At 34.9% G+C, this 23,236-nt stretch carries 13 protein-coding genes; 6 read left to right on the top strand and 7 right to left on the bottom strand.

Annotated features, from left to right (window positions below; genetic code table 11):
• Positions 1–525: 525 nt before the first annotated feature.
• Complete coding sequence (gene glsA, locus AC59HC_RS17640; RefSeq protein ID WP_202839154.1) at positions 526–1,539, bottom strand: glutaminase A; 1,014 nt, start codon at positions 1,537–1,539, stop codon at positions 526–528.
• A gap of 535 nt (positions 1,540–2,074) precedes the next feature.
• Between glsA and AC59HC_RS17635 the strand changes: the two genes are divergently transcribed.
• From AC59HC_RS17635 to AC59HC_RS17625, 3 genes are all read left to right on the top strand, one after another.
• Positions 2,075–6,967 carry a PKD domain-containing protein gene (locus AC59HC_RS17635; RefSeq protein ID WP_496559077.1) on the top strand — a complete coding sequence of 1,631 codons (4,893 nt, stop codon included), beginning with the start codon at positions 2,075–2,077 and terminating at the stop codon, positions 6,965–6,967.
• A gap of 70 nt (positions 6,968–7,037) precedes the next feature.
• Positions 7,038–8,900 carry a T9SS type A sorting domain-containing protein gene (locus tag AC59HC_RS17630; RefSeq protein ID WP_496559076.1) on the top strand — a complete coding sequence of 621 codons (1,863 nt, stop codon included), beginning with the start codon at positions 7,038–7,040 and terminating at the stop codon, positions 8,898–8,900.
• Between the two features lie 145 nt (positions 8,901–9,045).
• A complete protein-coding gene (locus AC59HC_RS17625; protein WP_227941864.1) occupies positions 9,046–9,489 on the top strand; it encodes a YybH family protein in 444 nt (147 codons plus the stop codon).
• A gap of 2 nt (positions 9,490–9,491) precedes the next feature.
• On the opposite strand, the gene AC59HC_RS17620 is transcribed toward AC59HC_RS17625, so the two are convergent.
• Positions 9,492–10,310 (bottom strand): helix-turn-helix domain-containing protein, encoded by an 819-nt coding sequence (locus tag AC59HC_RS17620; RefSeq protein WP_496559075.1) that lies wholly within the window; start codon positions 10,308–10,310, stop codon positions 9,492–9,494.
• Between the two features lie 196 nt (positions 10,311–10,506).
• Between AC59HC_RS17620 and AC59HC_RS17615 the strand changes: the two genes are divergently transcribed.
• Positions 10,507–11,205 (top strand): DUF1826 domain-containing protein, encoded by a 699-nt coding sequence (locus AC59HC_RS17615; protein ID WP_496559074.1) that lies wholly within the window; start codon positions 10,507–10,509, stop codon positions 11,203–11,205.
• A 116-nt stretch (positions 11,206–11,321) separates the two neighbouring features.
• Here the strand turns inward: AC59HC_RS17615 and AC59HC_RS17610 are convergent, their stop codons facing one another.
• The 5 genes from AC59HC_RS17610 to AC59HC_RS17590 form a co-directional block, all read right to left on the bottom strand.
• Positions 11,322–12,581, bottom strand: a complete 1,260-nt coding sequence (locus AC59HC_RS17610) for a hypothetical protein (RefSeq protein WP_496559073.1) — start codon at positions 12,579–12,581, stop codon at positions 11,322–11,324.
• Positions 12,582–12,860: 279 nt separating this feature from the next.
• Positions 12,861–13,871, bottom strand: coding sequence for a hypothetical protein (locus AC59HC_RS17605; protein ID WP_496559072.1), 1,011 nt, complete (start codon positions 13,869–13,871; stop codon positions 12,861–12,863).
• A complete protein-coding gene (locus tag AC59HC_RS17600; protein WP_496559071.1) occupies positions 13,849–15,603 on the bottom strand; it encodes a hypothetical protein in 1,755 nt (584 codons plus the stop codon). The genes AC59HC_RS17605 and AC59HC_RS17600 overlap by 23 nt, the downstream gene beginning before the upstream one ends.
• A gap of 441 nt (positions 15,604–16,044) precedes the next feature.
• Positions 16,045–17,814 (bottom strand): ATP-binding protein, encoded by a 1,770-nt coding sequence (locus AC59HC_RS17595; protein WP_496559070.1) that lies wholly within the window; start codon positions 17,812–17,814, stop codon positions 16,045–16,047.
• A gap of 4 nt (positions 17,815–17,818) precedes the next feature.
• Positions 17,819–19,048, bottom strand: coding sequence for a DUF4297 family anti-phage-associated protein (locus tag AC59HC_RS17590; RefSeq protein ID WP_496559069.1), 1,230 nt, complete (start codon positions 19,046–19,048; stop codon positions 17,819–17,821).
• A gap of 1,149 nt (positions 19,049–20,197) precedes the next feature.
• On the opposite strand from AC59HC_RS17590, the gene AC59HC_RS17585 reads away from it, so the two are divergent.
• The gene (locus AC59HC_RS17585; RefSeq protein ID WP_142718751.1) at positions 20,198–20,869 is read left to right on the top strand and encodes a porin family protein; all 672 of its coding nucleotides are present in this window, start codon (positions 20,198–20,200) and stop codon (positions 20,867–20,869) included.
• 922 nt (positions 20,870–21,791) lie between these two features.
• Positions 21,792–23,236: condensation domain-containing protein (locus tag AC59HC_RS17580; RefSeq protein ID WP_496559068.1), on the top strand; the 1,445-nt coding region annotated here is incomplete at its 3' end.

Here is a 23,236-nt window from a genome sequence, read left to right as displayed (position 1 = left end):
ATTCAAATGCTATTAAAGTATAATTATTGTTTTATTATTCTTAGAAACGTGACGATACAATCTTAGTAATTTTAACTATAACTATTTATAGTTAAAAAAATGTTAAGCAAATATAGGAATAAAAAATAAAATATTTCAAAAACAAGAGATTTGTTTTGAGTAATATTACAAAAAGATAATATACAGTGATAAGAGTCCGAAAGTGTAAGAATCTCCTTTGTCAATCTGATAAATGGACAGTGCAAATTTATATAAAATTAATCAATATATTGTGATTTAATTTAAATTATTTATGAATTTTTCCTATCCTTTTGATAAAGAAATAGATAGGATATTTTAAGAATAATTAATATATGTTTCCGAAATTCATAAAAAAAACAGTAAGTGTTTGATATGCTTACTGTTTCTTATGTGTCGATTGTTGTTGTTTTTGTTAATAAGCCATTGGCATGCTTTGTGGGATAATTGAAGTAAAATTCCTTTCAGTGAGCAGGATTGCTGGTGAGTTATTGTTGGTTTAAAAAACTAAAAGATACTTAATCCATACTGTTTGGCCAGATCTAAAATCATATGATAGCCGGCCAGAGAATTTCCATGCTGGTCTAAAGCAGGACTGAAAACTCCGATTCCTATTTTTCCCGGAACACTTACGGTAATTCCGCCTCCTACACCGGATTTGCTTGGCAGTCCTACCATTCTGGAATATTCACCGCTGAACTCATACATTCCGGCAGTCAGCATTTGTGATTCTATCAGTTTGGCCATATCGGCATTTTTAAAAGTGGTATCTCCGTCGAATCTTACGCACTGGTTGGCAAAGAAATAACCTATTTTAGCAAGATCCTCAGCGGTAAGTTCAATGGAACACTGCTTGAAATAGTTGTCCAGCTGGTCTTCATTTCCCGAAATCAGTCCGCTGTTTTTCATAATATAAAACATTCCACGGTTGCGGTGTCCTGTTGATTTTTCAGATTCGTAAACTGATTTGTTGTAATCTATGGATGGGTTTTTGGTAATGTACCTTACCATATCCAGTATCTTCAGGAATGGTTTTTCTCCATCACCGGAAATTAATGAAGTAGTAAGAATTGCCCCTGCATTCATCATAGGATTAAGCGGCTTTCCTGTAGTTTCAAGGTTGGAAAAATGGTTGAAAGGTTTGTCGGAACCGAAATATCCCATTTTATCAAAGATATTGGTTTCTCCTTTTTCATTGACAGCCACCATTAATGATATGATTTTGGAAATGCTCTGCATGGTGAATTTTTTATTGACATCTCCGGCATTGAATACTTTCCCGTTTTTGTCTACCACTGAAAAGGCTATTGCTTTAGCATCCATTTTTCCCAGTTCAGGAATGTAATCGGCTACTTTTCCCTGGCTGTAATAAGCTCTGTTCTTCTCCAGGATACTGTTTAAGGTTTTGTCCGAAATGGTTGAGATATCTGCGGTTTTCTGAGCATAAACAATTGTGTTTAAGGAAATAAAAGCTGCTGTACAGATTCCTTTGGCAGAAAATAAAAAGCTGTTGTTTTTCATAGGGAAGGTGTATTCAAATATAATGTTGATGATAAGCCTTGAAAAACAAAGATAAAGTATTTTAATCTTGTCGGCAATTCTCATTATCGTAGTTATGAATATCGGTGCAGGTGGGCGTAGGTGATGCTTATAGAAGAAGAATAAATTGCCGGATTACGTGAGAAATTTTTAAAAAAAAAGAAATGGATAAAATTTTGTTGTTTTACCTGTTTTGTATATGTGATTAATTTTAATTTGAATTATTATTTTAAAGTAAAAAATTAATTTTATTTACTTTTTTGTTGTTTGTTTTGGTTTTTAATAAGCTAAAATGAATGATTTTATTCTGTTAAAATGAGGTTGGAGTGCCTACATTGACCGTAGCATAAGGATTTTTTACATAACTAATATGTTGGTGAAATAGCATATAATCACGAATTTGTTTATATTGTTGAAATTCAGTTGTGAAATAATGTTATTTTTTCACGATTAAATGATTTTTGTATTGTTATTTTTATTAATTTGACAAAAAATTAATAACACTTTTTTAATAACTATGAAAAACAACACCTACTTTGGCAGGCAGCACGTCTTCAGATGGCTCCTGCTATGTTGGCTTCTGGTACCTTGGGTACTGCAAGCACAAGCTCAAATTACATGGACCGAAGAGGTTGGATGCCAGGAATTCCGCGGCGAAAAAGAAGGTCAGGTTCCTGACAACGGTATCGCCAGTTCCTACATCAATTCTGCGCAGTGCCTCCGCGTCTGCGAGAAATCAATAGACCCTGTCAAATATCTGGTTCAGGGATCCAACGTTTCTAATGTACAATGGTCAGTTTCAGGAGGAACTGCCACAATTTCCGGAACCGGAAATACCTTGGCGTATGTTACGTGGGGTGCCGCCGGTAATGGATCTTTACAGGCTGTTATCACATACAATGACGGAACTGTGGAAACACAGACCATCTGTATTGAAAAAATCAACAGACCTATTGCTAAGTTTGAATTGCTTAATCTGGATTACACGGTATGTAATAATACAACGGTGTATTTTGATAACCTTTCCGAACAAAACGGAGGGTCAGATATTGTCAATTATTTCTGGCAGTTCGGAGATGGAACTACTTCCACTTCCACAGCTTTTGAACCGTCTCATATCTACACTAATCCTGGTACTTACACCATTCAGCTTACTGTAACCAATAAGTGCGGATGCCAGAGCAGGTACAGAAAGGAAATCAAGGTAGTAAAATCTTATCCTGTACAGATCAATTGTGCTTCTGTAGTATGTGAAGGAAGTACTGAGAAATACAATGCTCAGGATGGGTGTAACAAAGGACAATGGAAGGTTATTGGTGGAAACATTATAAACAATAACGGTAACGAAATTGAAGTAGTTTGGGATCAGGTAGATCCTCTGGACGGTTTCGGATATGTCATGTATATGTCTGAATGTGCCTGCCCTGAATGGACTACAGTTAAAATCCCGGTGATTTTAAAGAATGCAAAAGTTAAAGGACAGGATAAAGTATGCGCAGGGAAGCAATATACCTATTCTATTCCTCAATGGCCTACTACAAAAGTTAACTGGAATGTATCCGGGCCTGGAACAGGGCTGCTGGTTAATACCCAGCAGAGAAATGAAATTGTTTTCTCGGCTACTCAGCCCGGAACATATCACCTTGAGGCCACCTACTACAATACTTTATTAGCTTGTGAAGGAAATGCCTCTATTGATATCACTGTTGAACAGCCTGTAACGATAAGCGGCGGTACGGATGAGATCTGTGCGGGAACAAGCCAGACATTTACAGCTACCCCTAATGTACCTGTTATCTGGAAAGTAACTACCGGAGGCTCTACTGTGACTTCGGGAGTAGTAACCGGGCCATTCAGCTATACTTTTAACACCGCGGGAACCTATACTATCGTTGCTGTGAAGCAAGGAGGAGATTGTGAAAGTAACCCAAGAATTATTAAGGTATTACCAATTCCGCAGCCCCCTACAGGAACTATTTCAGGTGAGACAAAAGTATGTCCTGGAAAACCTTATGTGTATACCATCAGTTCAGTGGATCCGGGAATGGTTCCGGTTTGGAGTGTTACTAACGGAACAATCCAGGGTAGTAATGCAGGATCTTCTGTAACGGTTATCTTTAATACGGGTGCTTCATCCTATTCAGTATCTGCACAGAATAAATCGATGAGTAATGCAGGATGTCTTTCTGCTCCGATTTCGTTCAGTGTAGCGCCGTTAGACCTTAATACCATTACGGTTAATCCTAATCCGGGCGGACCTTTCTGTCCGAGCAGCACACAGACATTTACTGCAAATCTGAACGGTATTGTTCCTGATTTTATGGAATGGACATTCGGAAGTCCTAACTTCGGAAGTGTTGTAGGGGGACAGGGTACCAGTAACATTACTGTCAACTTCAACGAAATCTCTACAACAAGCAGCACTATGCTGAACCTGAGAGTTGTAAAATGTGGAGTTACAAAAATCATCAGTGTTCCGGTATCTTTATTACCGCTTCCTGTGGTAAGCTTCACAAATGTTGGAGGAATCTGTTTAGGTTCCAACCTTACATTCTCTGTTAATCAGGGATCAATCACTTCAGCAACGGGTGTAACTTTCACTTTTGCAAACGGAAATACCTATAATACCACTTATAATCCATCAGGAAATTACAGCTTCCCTAATAACGGATATATTCAAAACGGATCAGGAAGTAACGTTTCTCAAACGGTTACAGTAACTTATACAGGAACTAACGGATGTAACTATAAGCCTACTGCAAGCGCAAACTTTACAATCTATCCTGAAACTATTATTACAGTTTCTCCGGTATATAATATCCTGGTATGTGATCCTACAACAATGACACCGTATACGCTTACGGCAAATAGTTCTACAGGACTTACCAATATTACTTCCTGGCAGTGGTTCCAAAACAATTCACCTATATCAGGTGCTACAACCAACTCATACACCATAGGCGGTGCAGGTGCTTTTGGAACTTATAGAGTACAGGCTGTAGATATTAATGGTTGTGTGGTTTCTTCACAGAATATTAATGTGAGCCAGCTTTGCCCAAGCAGCGGAACTTGTAATACAGATCCTCAGATCAACTTTACAGCTACTTGGTCAGGTTGTAATACAATTTCAACATCAGGGTTAACGTATAACGGAACTCCTGATCAGATAGAATGGTCATCAGACAACGTACTTACTTTAACTTCTCCTCAGGGACAGCCTACAGCAACGTATCAGACTACACTTGCAGGAGCACATATTGTTTTTGTACGTTTAAGATATGGTTCATGCTGGTACAGCAAAGCAGTAGAAGTAAGAAAGAACTATGAACCTAAATTCAGTGTAAGCACGGTATGCAGCGGAGGCGGATATAACGTGACTCTGTTTAACAGTTCTACTATATTTGAGATTAACCAGTCATCTATTACGTATACTTTCACCAGCCCGGGTCAGCCAACTCAAACAGGACAGACGGCTACTTATAACAACCTTGCGCCAGGTACTTATACCTTCACCATGACAATGTCTGCGCCAGGGAAACCAGCGTGTACCACTACACAGACGATCACATTAGCTCCGGTTCCTAGTACCAGCTTCCTGGTTCCGGCATGGCTATGTGTACGTGAACCTATTACATTCACTGCACCGGGATACAACTCGGCTAATACCTACACATGGCTTTTTGATGGTACAGCGTATGTAGCTTCGGGAGCAACTGCTACGGTTACCTATAATACAAGTGGTGCCAAGACAATACAGCTAAAAGTAACTACTCCTAACGGATGTGTATATATTTCACCAATTGCAAACATTAGCGTGAATGAAGCTTCCATTGATGGTAATATTTCACCTGTTAACGTAGTTGCCTGTGCAGGATCTGTTCCTACACTTGTATTTAATGGTTCGGTAGGAACTGCCAGCCAGTATATCTGGATGAATGGTTCACAGCCGGTGCCTGGAGCTCCAAATTCAATGACATTCACACCTACTCAGTCGGGAACTTACTGGCCGGTATTGGTATCACCTGATGGTTGTAAAACAAGCATCATGAGTACTAAACCTGCAACAGTAACGGTTAAAAATGCTCCATATGTAAATATTTCCGGTAAAGCTACTATCTGTGCAGGATCTTCTACCATACTGACTGGTCTTGTAACAGATAATACATTAGAATACCAATGGAAGAAAGCAGGTTCAGTAGTTATACCATGGACTTCTGCTCCTTATCCGATCACTCTTAATACAGGATCATTAGCTGCAGGTACTTATGTTTATACTCTTGAGGTAAGAACTCCGGGTACATCAGGATGTGTAAGCTCTAAAAACTTTACCCTTACGGTAAGTAATCCGCCATCATCTATTACGGCAACGTATAGTTTGGTAAGCTGCCAGCCTTATAAAATCCAGTTAACCGCATCAGGACCATCTACAGGAAATTATAACTGGAGTAATGGAATGTCTGGTCAGACAATTACAGTCAATGAAGGTGGTGTATTCCAGGTTACTTATACTGCGCCAAGCGGTTGTAAAGTATCCAGCTCTGTAGAAGTACCATTAAGCCTTGAAAGCCTGATGTGGGTATTCCCTACAGGATGCTATGATGAATGTCTCAGAGAGAAGAATTACATTATAGGACCAAAAGGGGTATTTGATCATCATGACTGGATGTTGTTCGGAAACAGTATTCAAACCGGGAACAATAACTTTATCTTCCCGTTATATATCGGCTCTCCTGGTACATACCAATTACAGGTAAATCACTTAGGATGTCAGTATACATCAGGAACCATGAATTACTATCCAGGTAAAGATTGTGGATACGAAACAGATTGTAAGATTGAAGGAGATATTAAACCAATGAAGTGGGTAGGAGACCATTACTCTGTTTCTGGTATTATTCACAATGCCGGAGGACAGCCAATAAGTCTTAACGTTTCAAGTGTTAACGGATACGGAACTTATATTCCGTCTATTATTACCATTCCTGCAGGAGGGGTATATGATTTGAATGCTAATCCATTAGCTTTCTATCCAAATCCGAATTTCCAGGGTACAGACGAGGTTTTATTCTATAATGAGACATGTAAGTTTAGTACCAAAGCGGTAGATCCGGAATGGATAGGCATGAGAAGTGCATCAAGAAGTGTTACCGCTGCTGCTGTTTCTTCTCTGAAAATGATACCAAATCCTGCGAAGGAAAAAGTGAAAATCTCATACAATACAGGTAACGAAAAGTTATTGGCAAAACAGATTACAGTTTTTGATGCCATGGGCAATGTCAAATTCCGTAAAGAAGTGAAAGCGGCTTCCGGAGAGGTAGACGTGGAAGTTTCCAGCTGGCTGCAAGGCGTTTATATCGTTATTGTACAGACGGGAGATACATCATTACAAGGGAAACTAATTAAAAATTAGTGACTTATAAATCAGTGTTCTCTTCGGAGAGCACTGTTTTTTATAGTATGTGATAATTAAATGAATTTATATGATACAACTAAAAAACAAGCTTTGGGGATTACTATTGATGTTGCCGGTATTATCTTTCAGCCAGACTTACCAGTGGCAATGGGCAAAACAGGCCGGCGGCCAATCCGGTTCTGCCGATCCGGGGTTTAATTACCAATTTGATGAATCTATACGGGATATTGTTGTAGATAACAATAACAACACCTATTATCTCGCAAGTGTATGGAATGGAGGCCAGAATCTGAATGGGGTAGCTGTACCTAATTATGGACTACGTGATCTTATTTTGTTTGCTACGGATTGTCAGGGGAATGCACTGTGGTCTACCGTTATTGGCGGATCAGAAGATGGTGAAAATGCCTGGCATATTGAAGTGGATAATAATGGTGGTTTATATGTAATGGCTACTCTTTATAATAATTCTTACAGCGGCGATCCTACCGCTCTTCCTATGCATTTTGATGCTACTCACACCATGCCTTTGTATACCTATTATGATCAGACAGTAGAACCGGCGCATAAAGCGGCATATCTGCTTAAATATAAAACTTCTGACGGAACATTGGATTGGAGTAAAGCTTTGCAGGGAGATGTCAGTTATCTCAGCAGACGCTGTGATGTTCAGATGATGTATATGGATTCATCCAAAAATATTCATGCTGTTATGGGTTTCAGAGCAGGAAATCATTTAAATGGTTTAATTACCGTACCTTCAACCTATACTACCTCCTTTCAGTACTATCTTGTTAAATTCAACTATGACAATGGGAGTATGACACCTGCAACGCCACTATTGCTTCCTATAAGCGGAGGATTAACTGCAGGAGGAACTGATGGTAAAGTAAATCTGCTGTACGATGAAAGCTTAAACAGATATTATCTGGCAGGAAAAAGAATGGTAGGAAACTACAGCAGTACTATGGAAAGTCTTTCGTACAATAATATTCCTTTAACAAAAAATGCCTATATACTTGCTTTTAACGGAAGTACCGGAGCTGAATTATGGAGAAAAGAATTTGACAATAGCTTACCGGCATTTATGGATGATGAAATTCATTCCGTAATCAAAGGTTCAGGTTCTTCGGATATTTATATTTCCGGACGTTATTTTTCAGGAACAGTTCCTACCACTTTCGGAAACTATTCTTTTCCTGTACAAAATTATCAGGGACAGACTCCTTTTGTGATGAAGCTGAATGCTGATGGAGCTGTACAATGGGCAAAAGTTCCGGATGGGCTTACAAGCTTTTCTGCGTACCGTTTCATGAAAGGAAAACTGGCACTGAACGGAAATGAACTGGCCTTCGCCAAAGGAAGCTGGAATGAGATTTGGGGAAGCTTTTCAATGACACGTCCTAATTCAGATTTATCAGATCCTTTGCTGGTACGTTTCAATAAAGATACGGGTGCAGTAATTGGAACCGGAGAAATTCATAGTAATTTTCAGGTTCAGGATGAATTTACAGCCATTGCTGTAGATAAAGATGGAAATTATGTACTAGGCGGTCTTTTTCATGACCAGCTCTTTACAGATTCCAATGATAATGTCAATACCATGACAGTAAATGTGACGGGAGGAAAATCCCAGTCTTTCATTACAAAATATTCCAAGTCAGCATGCAGCCAGATGTCGGTAGAGGAAACAGCCGTACAGGCAGGAATTCAATTATTCCCGAATCCGGTTCAGGATGTGCTTACCGTCAGGAGCAAAGAGCCTTTGGTTTCTTATGAAATCTTTGGAACTACGGGACAACTGTTAAAACAGGGAACTTTGACTATGATGCAGGAACAGATCGTATTATCTTCTCTTCAGACAGGAGTATATTATATTAAACTTAAAACAAAATCTTCAACAGTAACAGAAAAGATACTGAAGAAGTAAAAAAACAAAACTGAAAATCAATAACCTTATATATAAACGGTGTTTCCATTGGAAAACACCGTTTTTTGTTGAAAAAGATCGGTCTGTTCGCAATTTTACAATTTTGGGATTTCGGAAATGCATTGTTTTGTATAAAATTTTTAAAATGAAAAAATTACTTACTCTAAGCGGATTATTACTATTTGCATTCTGGTGTAATGCTCAAAACACTGATCTTATGAAAACAGTAAGAAAAACCATAGAAGCCAGTAACGGAATCTATGCTGATCTGGCTAATAAAAATGACGGTTCTATCCTGACCCGATATACTGATGATGCATGTCTTTTTCCACCCAATGCTGCGCCATTATGCGGAAAGGAACAAATACTTTCTTTCTTTAAAAACGGCCCGAAAGTACATGTTAAGTTCATGATTCAAAACCTGTACGGAGATGGCAGAACCTCGGTTACCGAAGAAAGTTATTATGAAATGACAGATTTAGAAGGTAAAAAACTGGATGACGGAAAAGTGATCGTTATCTGGAAAAATACAAAAGACGGATGGAAGATGCATCGTGATATGTTCAGCAGTAATCATCCAGCAAAATAAAGCTAAAAACCAATATTAACAGCCTGCTGAAGATCCGTATCATTTTTGATCAGTGAATGTCTGGATGCGGAAGGGGTAATGCCTGTAAATTTTTTAAACTCTTTAATAAAATGTGCCTGATCATAATACCCGCATTCATAAGCTATCGCTGTAAGGGGTTTCCGGGTGTTGAGAACCATGGGCAGGCTTTTGTTAAATCTGGTAACCGCAGCAAAAGATGAAGGGGGTATCCCGATATGGGCAAGAAAAAGCTTTTGGATATACCTTTCTGACAGCCCTGAAATTTGTGCCATGGCAGGTAAATCTAATGAGTGTTCATTCATAAAAAACTGCTGGCTAAGTGCCTGGATTGTTGCGGCTTTCTTTATCTGGGATTCATTTTTTTTCAGCTGTTGAAGAAAATACATTTCTAAAACCCTGATTTTTGAATAAAGATCCCCAGCCTGCATGATACGGTCGTATATTTCTCTGCTCTCATTCTTTGTTACGTCGTACATATCGGTGGCATAGTTGGTAAATTCAGACAAAGGATCAGAAAAAAATAAGCTGCCGGCATGTGGGTAGATCCTTGCTATAAGGACTGAAGTTTCTTTTGCTGCGCTGAGACGGGTCGGAACAGTGAGATGTCCCAGCAATTCTATATCCGGAGTATCTTTTTGTTTACCGTTGATTGTGGTAGCAGCAAAACCACCGGAGATATTGATAATCAGATCTACATATCCGCTGGGGTAAAATACTTCATCCCGGAGGTCCTTATCAATGGTAACAATAGTATAACTCTTTATATAAGATGCTAAGCTGGCGGATGGTAAAATTTGCATAGCTGTTGTAGGGGTTAATTCATTGACGGATAGTCTGTTCGAATTTAGGAATAAATATGATATGAATTCAAGAGAAGATTGGTAAAATAAAATTCCATTATAAAAAGATATCAGGATTTTTGTAGTGAAGGTTTATAAACAACCTATTCCGTATTTTTGCAGAGAATTAACCGTTAAAAAAGGTTTATTTAAAAATATGAGCGATACATTTTCTGACAATCCTCAAATTGAGGTGGTTTCTTCCTTTTCCGAACTTGTAAATACCTCTTTTCAGGGAGTCCGGAATGCGGTTTGCTGGCAGAGAAACCTGGCCGGTGATTTTAAAGAAATTGTTTCTAAGCTTCGTTTGAAAGAGAATATCACAGTAGTTTCTTCAGACGATCTCTTAGCACTGCAGCTGACGGAAGAGGGGAATGTGGCGAGAGGAATTATCTTACATGATTTGAAATTGTTGACAGATTTCGGAGCATCTCCGGTCCTTAATTTGCTTAAAAATTATGAACGGGACGAAGAGCTTGGTTTTATTTCAACGGATGTATACTCGTATCATGTTGACCGTTCGCCTGTTGCAACAGATACTTTTCTATGCACTTATCACGGAACAGCGAGTGATATCATCGCTAATGATCAGGTGGAACAGAAAATTGTAATTCCTAAAGTCCGGGAACAGCTCAAAAAATTACATGATGGCACTGAAGACGAATTTGAAGACTTCCTGAAAGAGTATTTCTTTGATCTTCATTATCAGCCTAAGCCCGATGCAGAGCCTGTCAATTTAGGAATTGGCCATCTTTGGCGTATTGCAGTAGATCATCCTGAGCAATCCGCTTTGCCATGTGTTCACAGGGCACCTGTGGAAAATGATGGTGAATACAGGCTTCTCCTGATTTGTTAATTCAATTTGCATCGAAATCAATGAGGTCATGAAAAATCCAACATCATCAGGATATTGGATTTTCATAATTGATAGACTGAGTTACATATCAGTTATTTATTTTCAGAAGATCAGCTTCACCATTTTATTTTTATTTTGGGCACTACCTTTTTTATTTCTTTGGCTACATTAGTTCCTGCTTTCCCAAGCTCGTTACTAATGTTTCTGACCACCTTTACCGCTTCATGATTTTTTCCGGGGCCGTATTGTAAATCATGAACAGTCGTATTCCATGTTTTGACGATATCGTTGTTAGGACCAAACTGACCTTTTAAAGCGTCTCCAATCTGGTTTAATCCTTTAACAATCGTATTATTTTTTCCAAAACAGCCGTTGTCACCACCAACTCCGTTTGTTAAACACTTATTTAATTCTCGGTAGGTGAGTTGGCCTCCCGCACATCCTGCAAATGCATACGGCTGGCCTCCGGTGCTTACCGCACATTCCACGGCTATTTGAGCTTCTGTATTCAGATTAAGCTTACCTGCTCCATAACACACGGCAGTTCCCATAAAAGATATTTCTCCACTGTTGGCCTGGTCTTTAAAGCAGGAAACTAATTGCTTGAGTTCAGGATCATTGACTTTATCAGCAAAACAAAGAGGATACATTTCATAATTGCCGCCATATTCTTTATAGCACTTCATCATATCCCGGGTAATCTGTTTTTCTTTTGAACCGCCTAAAATACTGAGCATACAAAGGCTTTGTTCCTCCATGGTTGCTGAATTTTTGGCACATTTATAAATTTCAAGTTCTTTCTGTCCTGCCATATTCGTTACCATACAGTCCCCGAATTTCAACTGGTTTAATGATCCGTCAAAATTCAAAGAATTCTTATAACAGTCCACGGCATTCTGCTCACTGGTCATCATCACATCTCCATAAGGTTTTTGCTCGTCAATAATCTGCGTAGGCAAAGGTCTTAATCCGTCAGCGGTTTCAATTCCTATCTGATGATCGTACGTAGGCTTTGGCAGATACATAACCGGTGGAGGAGGAACAGGAATATTGGAATAACCCACGACACGGTATCCATATCTGTAATCCAGCTCTATAATATTTTTATTAAAATCCAGAAAAAAAGCCTTTTGATAAGGAACGGCAGACGGTAAGCGCAGATAATTAATTCCGGTTTGATCATATACGGCCTGGCCGGCATTTCCCGGATTGCCATCCTGAACAATCACTCCTGTATTATACATGGTAAAAGACTGACCATAAGTAGTCAAAAACATCTGTCCGATTGGATAAACCTGCGCAAACAGGAAGGAACAGAAACTCATCAGTGAAATCAGTACACTTAAAATGGATAGTTTTTTAATAATTGCGTCCATGATACTTATTTTTGATAAAGGTACCCCCGCAGACCAATATCAAAACATTACCCTTTTTCGCTATTTTTTTGTTGAAGAGGCTTTATAATGAAAAAACAGCCTTGGAAAGGGCTGTTTGTATTTTTTTGGATTTGAATTTTTGAAAGATGAACGTGGATATTGGATCTACTTGCCGATACAAGAAGTAAAAAATGATTTATTCATAGTATTTTATATGTGTTAAGGTGTACAAGAGTTGTATAGCAAAAACTATTTTGACTAAGTAAGATTTATAGTTTTTTAAATCAATCCTAATTGCTTTGCAAGATCTTGGGTATATTTTGCCATAGGTCTTTTAAATGTCTCAGAAGAATTAACATAGTTACCTATTATCAACTTTTTAAGAATATTCCTATCAGGAAATAAATCATGAAAATTTTTGAGTAAACTTTTATTATAAGCATTTGTGTAAACTTTAGCCTTATGTAAAAGTTCTTCAGCTACGTCATTTTGAGTATCATAGATTCCCTGTATTCCGAAAATTTTATTATATTCTTCTAAAAGGTCATTATCAGCCTCTATAGATTGAAAGTGAATTTTCAACTTAGATAAATCAGGTGTTTTGTCTAACCAATAATCTATAATCGTTTTATCATCAATCCAAAAATTAAAAACGTCTAGCTTAGCTGGATCATCAGTATAGAGTTCAAATTTTATATCTAATTTTGACTTTGCTCTATTACAATTTCCACAAACTGGATACAGATTGTAGAAAGATGTACATAGAAAAGGATACTGTGATTTAGAATGATAGTGATCTAATTCAAATTTCGCTGATATTTTTGGTTTTCTTCTCTTCTCTTTTTTATCATAAAATGAGATCTCAGATATTATTGCTAATTGTGAATTACAATAAACACAAGTTTTGATACCCGAAGAAGTAACAAATTGACGAAATTCTGAACTTCTTAGCTCATCATACCTCATTGCTTTTACTATTAATTCATGAAATTTTAATTTATCCTTTGTTTTCAGCTTGCTTTCTAGTATGTCACTTTTAGCAATTGTTTGAAAAGAAGTTATTAGCAACCTCATTTCTTCAGGAGAAGCTTTTAAAATTTCTTGATATTGATCAATAATCTTTTGAACATATTGTTTTTGTACTCTATGTTTCATTGGTTGCAAACTATCCCTCAGTTTCTTGAGTTCATCAAGGGGAGTTTTAAAATTTGCATTTCTACCCGTAAATAAGTTTTTACTGTAGTTTTCAGCTTTATTCTCTAATTCACTATCTATCAGAATTCTTCTCATTTAGTTCATTTAGTTTTTGTTGTAATTCATTGATTTTAGATTCCAAAGCCTCCTTTTCTGAAATATTAAATTTGATATCAAATAGTGATTGTAGTCTCTGTTGAATAACAGGTTCACCTACAATTTCAATTAGTTGAAGGGCCGAATTTTTATCCCATGGCTCAATTGGTTTTTGATTATCTAATCTAATTGGTAACTCCGCATCAAATGTTAAAAATGAAACTAAATCCTGAATTTTCTCTTTTGCAAAATCTCCCATTAAACCATCTGAGATAAAAAAGCTATCTGCTAAAAGTTCATGAATGTTTGCGCCAAATGTTTCTATATTCTGTTCACTTATGATAGTTTGGCCTTCATTTTTATCTAAGAAAATGACATTTTGCTTTGGCACGTCAGATAATGCCAAGGGATCATGGGTAGTAAAAATTATTTGTATCTTTTTTCCTTTAAAAATTGCTGGCAAAATTTTAATCAATAAAGAAATGTAGCGTTTTTTCCATGTTGGATGGAAAGAAAGGTCAGCTTCATCTAATAAAATAAGGTATGTTTCAAGCTCATTCTTAAAATTAAATTCTCCATTTGATATTGCAATTTCCAACTTGTACATTTGTGAAAAAAGCTCATACATAGAACGCTCTCCATTACTTAGCAGTATATCTGTATTTAATCTTAAAATGGGATAATCATCATAAGTAAAATTAGACTTAAACGCTCTAATAAAGCTTTGATACTTTATAATAAAATTATATGCAACATCTGAATTTACAGAAAATTTCGTCCAATTTGAAAAATTTTGCTGTTCTTCTACTATTGAAAGTAATGCATCGGTGAATTCTTTTATTTCTTTAAATGGTAAAAATATAGGCTGAGAATTATTGGTTAATTTAAAATATGCTTTTTCAATAATCCAATAAAATGATTCTTTGTAAGAAGTTATGTTTTCTAGATCAGAAATTTGTTCGTCAATAAAGCCTTCTTGCAAATATCTATTGCCAGTTCTTTCTAAAATTCTTTTAACCTTTAAGATTACTGCGTTAATTACTTCTAATTCTAAACGAATCTTATATGAGGTTTCATTATAATCTTTATTATACCTTATTTTTTCATCATCAGTTAGTCTCAGTTCATTGATTTTTTGCTGCTCTCTTTCTAAACGTTCTTGGTCCTTTTTCTGATCTAAATTATCGAAATAAGGCCTCAAATTCATAGAAATATTCCAATCATCCTCTTTCAATTTAAGTAGTGAAATTTCATATTTTTCGATATGAGGTAGTTCCAAATCTAGTAAAAGAGAGTTTAACTCCTCATTTTTTTTAAGTTGAATTAAATCTAAATAAAATTCTGAATTATGAATTTCAAGCATTTCTGTAACTCCAACTTCATCTCCTCGTAATTCTCTTTTTAATCTTAAATATTGAGAGAGATTAATGACTGTGTTATCTTCAAACTGGTCATTTTCATAATTTAAGTTAGATGAATAAAAAATCTTTAAGAAAGTTGAATTAGAAACTTCTTCTCCTAAATCATTTATTGCATCTATATATGAATCTTTTATAGATCTTAGTATGCTTGTTTTACCGGTTCCATTCTTACCTACAATAGCGGAAACCATACTAATATTTTCTCCCCAAAAAGAACCTTTAATAGAGCCTAAATTTAATTCTATTTCAGCTTCTTCATCTTTAAACAGAAAAGGGAAATTTGCAGTATTCAATATTATTTTTTGTATCATTGGTAATTAGTTTATTTCTTTAGATATTTAATATTAACTTTTAAACTCGAACCTTGTCAATTTAAAATACTGCAAAGGAAATCTCAAAGCAGTTTCCGACATTCCATAATGTTTTTTAATTCATCTTTAATTGGCGTCCAAAAATCAAAAGTGTAATCGTTTTTAACGTATAAAAAATCTTTAATCGTTGCTTTCTTGAGCGATCCCACATATTTAAAATGCAGGTGTTATTTGTCCCTCTGGTATCAAAAGCGACTTGTAAAATAGTTGACTTTTGTTTTTATAGGATTATTTCGATTACCTTCATTTACAAAGAAATCTAAGAAAGGTTAATCTATTTCCCCGTTAAGCAAAGTCTCCTGACTTTGGGGCAATAATAAAATTTCTTTCTTTTCCAATAAGCTCCAAGGTCAGGAGACTTCGGAGAGCTGGGATACCATTTTATTCTTCCTTCTTGATTTTTTTAATCAATTCTGTAAAAGTAATATCAACCCAATCTTTTTTCCATTCAGTTCTAAAATGAATATCATTTGAATCAGGTTTATCACTTAGATCTTTTATTCTTACAATTGTAGGAATTGGGATACAATCACCGATAATCAATGCTTCTTGTCTTTCTAAAACTGGAAGTGCATCAGTAATTGCACTCACACTGTCAGGCATTAAGCGTTTTACATACTGTTGGTCTGTTGGATTAGTCAATCTCATTGCCACAAAATTATTGCATTGAGAAAAAATGGTTTCAGAAATCTCGGATGGTCTTTGGCTTACAATCATTAATGACAAACCGTATTTTCTACCTTCTTTTGCTATTCTTTCAATAGATTTCTTTACTGATTGATATTTTGCCCCTTCACTTTGCGGAATATAATTGTGTGCTTCTTCTAATACCAAGAGAAAAGGTACTTCTGTTGATAATGGTTTCACAGCTTTGTAGTGAAAGCAAAAATCAAAAACCAAACGACTTATTAGTGAAACAACAATACTTAAAACTTCAAATGGAATTCCACTTAAATCAATGATAGTTATGTTATCATTTTCTGCTTCATCGTAACCAATAAATTGTTTAAGAATTTTTGGAAAATCAGAAGTATTAAATTCTTCTGTTTCTGATTTCCTAGGCTTTAGCAAAAATGATAACCTATTATCATTTATTTTTGATTCAAGCCGCATAACAAACCTATCAAACTCACCATTAAAAGGTCCGTTTGATGCTTTTGTGGCTGCAGCTGATGATTGAACAACAAAGGTTCTTTTTTTGTCAAAATAGTACGTACATCTGTCATCGACCAATGTTCCATCAGAAAGTTTTGGTCTAGCATTTTCACCATCTATTTTCCCCACTACTTCATTGTTTAAGTTTGTTAGAAAGGTGTGAACTTCTTTCAGACTAAAATATAAAGGTGAGTCGTAGGAAGGGTTTAAAACTGATGGATTATGTTTAATTTTATTTTGGATTACTGCATAGCGGAATTGAGAAATCTGATTATGAGAATTGTTTTCATTACTTTCAATAAACATCTCTTCCAATTCTTCCGAATTCATTAGCCAATATGGAAGTACCAAACTGTTTACGTCAAGTTTCTTCGATTTTGGAAATGCTGTTTTATACTCACCATGCAAATCAAAAAGCAAAATGTGAGTATTGTTTAAAACACCTCGTGCTGTTTGGTCGGCTGTTGGATTTATTCCTTCTTGTAAAATTCTTGCAACTGTTCCTGATTTTCCAGAACCAGTTGAACCAACTACTGCAATATGTTTGCTGAAAAATTTATCTCCATCAACTGCAATTTCAACACTTGGTTTTTGAGCTAAATTTGCAAAGGAAAATTTTTTATCCTCATCAACTGACTCATAAATTCCTTTTAGTATGGTATCATCTGCAATTGAAACATTGTTTGGGGGAATTGCGATTTGCTGACCGCCTCTTTTAAACTTGCCATCATCGTCCAAAAAGCCAATTGGCTGTGCATCCAAAATAAAAGATGGATTTGTGCTATCTGCTGTTCCACCTGAAGAAGTTTCCTTTATTTTAAAACTCTGTACTAAAGCAATGATTGAAGTATTTGAATCATCTGAAATTTTTAAATAGCTGCCAATTGTAAAATCATTGGCATCTTGTTTAAATTGGTCAGCATCCATAACTTCGATCTGAATAAGATTTGGTGCAACTGTAAGGATTCTAAATATTTCTGTAGAGTTCGGTGGCATATAATTATGGTGCTAATAGTTTATAAATATCTTCTAAGTTTTCACAGTATTTAAAATCAAAATATTGCCCGTTTAATAATGAGCTTGGTAAATCTTCTTTAGAGAAGTTGAGTAAAACACTCCACTGTTGAATTGTCGAAACGTTTGAAATCAAACAGGCTCTGGAAATTAGCTTCACAGAGTATGACGATTTTAAAATTTTCGCTGCGTTCGCAGTTGTATTTATTACGGGTTCTTTATTGAAAAAATGACTGGAAAAATTTATTCCTTCGTAACCATCATTGAAAGAAAGTTCGTTGCTTATTAAAACTCTCTTTATATTGGTCAATACTGCTAAATCGCAATCAAGCACTATCGTAATAGGTTTTGCATCTCGCAAAGCCGAATTTAATTTATAATATCTAAAAACTAAATTTTCAATAAATGATTCAATTGGTAGTTCCGAATTGTCTGCCTTAAGGATTTCTTTACCAATTACAATTGCTTTAGTTCTGATTGGGGCAAGCGCTCTTGTGGATTTAAGTGCTTGCGCCGCTAATTTCAGATATTCTTTTTTTGAGCGAAGTTTTATAAACCATTCATTGAATAATTTCTTGCTACAATCAATTCCTTTGATAAAATCTCCCTTACTGATCAGTCTTTGGCTTGTCGTTCTCTTAATAGCTTTATCAATTACAATTCTCAGTGCATTGTTATAATACAAAGTGTCAGCTTCAAACTCGGAGCAATTAAATTTAGTTATTAACTTTTGAATTACTTCTTGTTGTTGTATTTCGAATTTCTTTCCAAAAACAAATTTGAATTGAGCGATAAAAGAATTAAGTTTTGCATCTGTTATTCCGTTGTCAATATGATGCTGCTTCTCAACTTTGCTTTCAGTGTATGTTAAAATCGCTTTAAGTTTTGCAATATCTATTACTGGTTCACTACCTGGAGTTTCATTTTCAAAGTGAGCATATAAAACATAATTATAATTGTCCGGAGTAGACGGATTCACAAAGTGATCTAACATAAGAGTTATTGGTTCTCTTACTGCTGAATTAATAAATCGTGGTTTTGAAAGGTACTTGCATTGAATTGTGGTAGCATCTGTTGCTGTAGTAATATCAATGTCTTCAATCCCTTCAATTGTGATAGTGTCAGTATCTGTTCTCAATTCCAGAAGTTTCAAGATAGAAGTGTCAAATTGATAGTAATAACCTTTAATGGTTGCATCTGCAGCTCTTGTTGCCATAGTATATGTCTTTGAAATTGCCTATAACTTATTATGTAATCTACATCCTGGAAAATAAATCATTTATACTTACGAAGGTATATTGTTTATAATTTATTATCAAATTTATTAAATACTATATTTATCTATTTACGGAAATCCGTAAATAGATAAATATAAAAATAACTTTAAAATGAGAACTCAGTATTTTCACTGAATTTATGAGGAGTTTTTATTGCATACTGTTTTTAAAAACAATAATACCAACTTTCGTAGTTATTTATTCATTTAAAAATTCTATAAAGTGTTTCAATAGGAATTCTATATGTATTATCACCCCGCTCCGCAAAGTCTCCAGACTTTGAGGCATTAATAAAGCTCCAAAGCTCAGAAACCACGAACAGGGACTCCAATAAACAAAAAAACAGCCTAAAAAAGGCTGTTTTTTATCTTGAATTCAAAATTCTTAAAATATGATAAAGGAGATTGAAGTTATTTCCCAATACAGAAAATGAACCATATTGATACTCAATTAATTGATTAATTTGGGGGACATTTAAAGGGCAACTCCCTGACAAACTGATAATTATTGATTCAAAGATACTTTTTTTTTCAAAAACTAACAAAAAATATAAGGAAATTTATATAATTATTTTTTCATCGTTATAATTAATCATATTTATTTTAAGTGAGGTGATAGGGAATTATTGAAGACTTCTCGATTTTAATCCTATGTTATAAAATCGACCAGAGGGCTTAATTTGAAAGTTACAGCTGCATGGCTTGATTGATAGCTTTTAGTGATTTCAACTCTAGTTATAGGTATGCCAGGATAATAGCAAGACTATTGGACTGAGCTTGCTTAGTGATAGTTATAAAACTACACATAATTAGTGATAATATGATTAGTGTTCAGTGGAATAAGTAAAGATATCTGTTTACATTTGTCATGTCTCTTTAAAGAATTTTCTACATTATTGTTTTATACTGTAGATATTTATGTTTTTTAATGATCCGGCATGGCCACACAATTGCCGGATCTCTTTTATATTTATATCAGAACAATAGTGCTAATATTTAAGATTAAAGATATAGTCAATTATGTTGTTTATTATCTCTTAATATTGAAGTGACAGTGAAAATTATCAAAACAATATAAAACCACAGCACATGAAAAAACATTTATTATTCTCAACTTTAATTCTTTCCGGTTTATCTTTTGCCCAAGTACAATTGAAAAACACAAGGTTTGGTCTTACGGCAGGTGTAAACTATTCAAGAGTAGCAAATGCCCACAATCCCTCCGGTGCAAGGTATACTTTTCAAGGAGGTGTTTTGGCTACGATACCGATGGGAAAAACTAATCAATTCTTTATACAGCCGGAAGTATTATATTATGGGGCAGGAGAAACCGGGAAAGATAAAAATGCTAAAGGAAAAGATGGTTATGATGCAGTATATGCCAATAACTATCTGAGTGTACCTCTTTATTTTAAAGGGTACTTTTCAGAATCTGAATCTGAATTCTTTGGATTGATAGGTCCTAGATTTAATTTTTTAGTCAATCAAAATGTGAAAAATACTCCTGCTGGGAGACCTTACTACGATCCTAATGTTACTGATCCAAAACAGCCTTCAGGTGTAAATGGTAAAGCTAAGAGCTTCAACTGGGGGCTTGGATTAGGGGTAGGATATAGTTACAAGAGGCAAGTTGAATTGGTTTTAAGGTATGATTTAGGATTCTCAGATACATATCCGGGTCTTGTAAATGAAATCGGAGGTAATGATAGCAAAAAATCAGAACAGGTGATAGCCTTGACTTTAAATTATATATTTAAATAAGTATTTTTCAAATATAGAAAATACCGAAGAATGAGATTTTTCGGTATTTTTATGCAATATATTAAAAAAAATCTTGACATATTTGTTGCAAAAATTTTACAATTTATCTATATCAGATAAATTGTAAAACAGCTTTAAACATAAAATGGGCTGTCTCGAAAATGAGGCAGCTCCATCTGTAATTAAAATAAAACTTATGTATAAATACGTCAACTAATAAGAGTTAAAAATTGCGGCAATAGTAATTTGCATTGCCGCCACCGTGGTAAAAAAATAACTTAAAAAACACTTAAAAAAATATTAAATGGTACACCCCATTCTAAATATATATATGTTCATTAATTAATTTTATGATCATATCATTTGTGTTAATTAAACCGATTTTACCAAAATCCCTGTCTGTACTTTGTAAATACATCAAGCATATGTTTTAGACTATATACAGCAAACTGAATGCTGAGGTAGTTTTATCCAGGCTTCTATCAGTGTAATAATTAACTTACATTTCAATATTTTTTTGATCAGCTCTAATCAACTTCTTTGAAATTGATTATATACAAAATTACATTCTTATCATTTAGATAACTCTAAACTAGAGTCATATTATCACTAGTTGAATGTAGTTTTTTTACTAAATCGTACTGTTCCTTGGGATTATACGAAAGCTTCCAAGAATTAATTTTTATAGATATTTTTCTTGATGTATTGCAAGATAAAACTACACTTTGTTGGTTATCAGTATGATATGGGTGTGTTAATTTTACAATTGAAAAAAGAATTCTTTTTAGTATCATTTCTTATTATTAAAAAAATATAAAGATTCTTCTTTTCATTACGCTAATAATCATTAAGACATAGCTATCAAAAGATAATTAAAGTATCTGTTATTCAGGAGAGGTAATATGTAATTAATATTCTTATTATGATGAAGCAAGAATTTTTATTGAAACTGACTCCCTATCAGGAAGTTTTTTATGACAATTGGAAGTTAGATCCTTTGAAAAGTGATCTTCACATTATTTTAGATCAGACCTTCTCAGGAGTTATTGATATAGAAAGACTCAATAAAAGTCTGGTAAGATTTGTTAATCATAATTTATTGGTTAATAGTAATATAGTTAGTGTGGATGGAGAATTGTTTTGGAAAAGCAAGTTGCAGCTGTCTGATACGACTCCGCTGCTCGTATCTCTCCCTAATTATACTGATTATGAAGAGTTTTTAAAGCTTGTACTAAAGCCATTCGACCTTGAAAATGATCTACTATCAAGATTTTATATTATTAAACGGGATGATGGAAAATATAGAATAATCTATGTGTTTTCCAGCATCCTTATTGATCGGTTGACAGATAATTTTCTTCATAGTGAATTGAGTAAATATTATAATGATAGTAGTTATGACAATCCGGTAAGCCTATCCGAGCAGGCATATTTACTTAATGAAATGAATAAGGAGGTAAGAACTATATTGAATAATGGAAAGGACGTAATTGCTGATTTTTGGAAAAGACATTTAGCAAGCATTGAAAATCCGGGTTTCAAGTTTCTGGAAGTGTATAATAAGTCTGTAAGTGATTCTAGTTCATTCAATGAAATAAACTTTGAATTTTCCAAAGAAATACTTTCCAGAACAAATCTGTTAACGGAAACTTATAAACTGACTCCTTATGCCTATGGACAGCTAGTACTTGCTATTTTACTCCATCGAATATCAGAGGTTAATCATCTGATTGTTAATTACCCGGTAAGTATTAAGAAACAGCAAAACTATATTTTAGGCTCACATGTTAATACCACTGTTAAAGGATATTATTTTTCTTCTGATTGCAGACTTAAGGATCTGATTAATCAAAATATTGACTATCTCAAGAGTTTATGGAATACCAAAGCAGATTACTTGCCTGTATCAGATCTTATGAAGTACGCTCCAAGACCTGATATTCTGGAGTTTAATTTTTCTCAGACTAGTTTCAAGGATCTGTTTATTGATTATCATGGAATTGCTGATGTAACAGTTAATGATGAATTAAGTCTGAACACAGTTGACATGATTTCTATGGAACAGGAAGTTAAAAATGAGATACTTCGCTTTAAGATAATATATAATAGCTCTCAACTTAATCCCGAATTGATTACAAACTTTATAGAGCTTTATAAAAATCTGTTTATCTGTATCCTGGATGATTTGTTGAATAATAAAACCAATCGATTAATTTCTGGTTATCATTTATTGAATTATGAAATGCATCACCAAGTAATCTCTTCCCTGAATGATACGATTAAATATTATGACAGAGAGGCTACGCTTCATGGTTTATTTGAGGAACAGGCATTCTGGACCCCTGAACATACGGCATTGGTATCTGG

The sequence above is a fragment of the Chryseobacterium sp. DZ-32 genome, from assembly GCF_059587025.1.
Note: the sequence above shows the minus strand (reverse complement) of the source record. Positions and strands in the feature narration are given on the sequence as shown.

Excerpts from the sequence above, each read along its gene's own strand:
- glsA (WP_202839154.1), bottom strand. The coding sequence starts at position 1,539 with ATGAAAAACAACAGCTTTTTATTTTCTGCCAAAGGAATCTGTACAGCA.
- AC59HC_RS17635 (WP_496559077.1), top strand. The coding sequence starts at position 2,075 with ATGAAAAACAACACCTACTTTGGCAGGCAGCACGTCTTCAGATGGCTC.
- AC59HC_RS17630 (WP_496559076.1), top strand. The coding sequence starts at position 7,038 with ATGATACAACTAAAAAACAAGCTTTGGGGATTACTATTGATGTTGCCG.
- AC59HC_RS17625 (WP_227941864.1), top strand. The coding sequence starts at position 9,046 with ATGAAAAAATTACTTACTCTAAGCGGATTATTACTATTTGCATTCTGG.
- AC59HC_RS17620 (WP_496559075.1), bottom strand. The coding sequence starts at position 10,310 with ATGCAAATTTTACCATCCGCCAGCTTAGCATCTTATATAAAGAGTTAT.
- AC59HC_RS17615 (WP_496559074.1), top strand. The coding sequence starts at position 10,507 with ATGAGCGATACATTTTCTGACAATCCTCAAATTGAGGTGGTTTCTTCC.
- AC59HC_RS17610 (WP_496559073.1), bottom strand. The coding sequence starts at position 12,581 with ATGGACGCAATTATTAAAAAACTATCCATTTTAAGTGTACTGATTTCA.
- AC59HC_RS17605 (WP_496559072.1), bottom strand. The coding sequence starts at position 13,871 with ATGAGAAGAATTCTGATAGATAGTGAATTAGAGAATAAAGCTGAAAAC.
- AC59HC_RS17600 (WP_496559071.1), bottom strand. The coding sequence starts at position 15,603 with ATGATACAAAAAATAATATTGAATACTGCAAATTTCCCTTTTCTGTTT.
- AC59HC_RS17595 (WP_496559070.1), bottom strand. The coding sequence starts at position 17,814 with ATGCCACCGAACTCTACAGAAATATTTAGAATCCTTACAGTTGCACCA.
- AC59HC_RS17590 (WP_496559069.1), bottom strand. The coding sequence starts at position 19,048 with ATGGCAACAAGAGCTGCAGATGCAACCATTAAAGGTTATTACTATCAA.
- AC59HC_RS17585 (WP_142718751.1), top strand. The coding sequence starts at position 20,198 with ATGAAAAAACATTTATTATTCTCAACTTTAATTCTTTCCGGTTTATCT.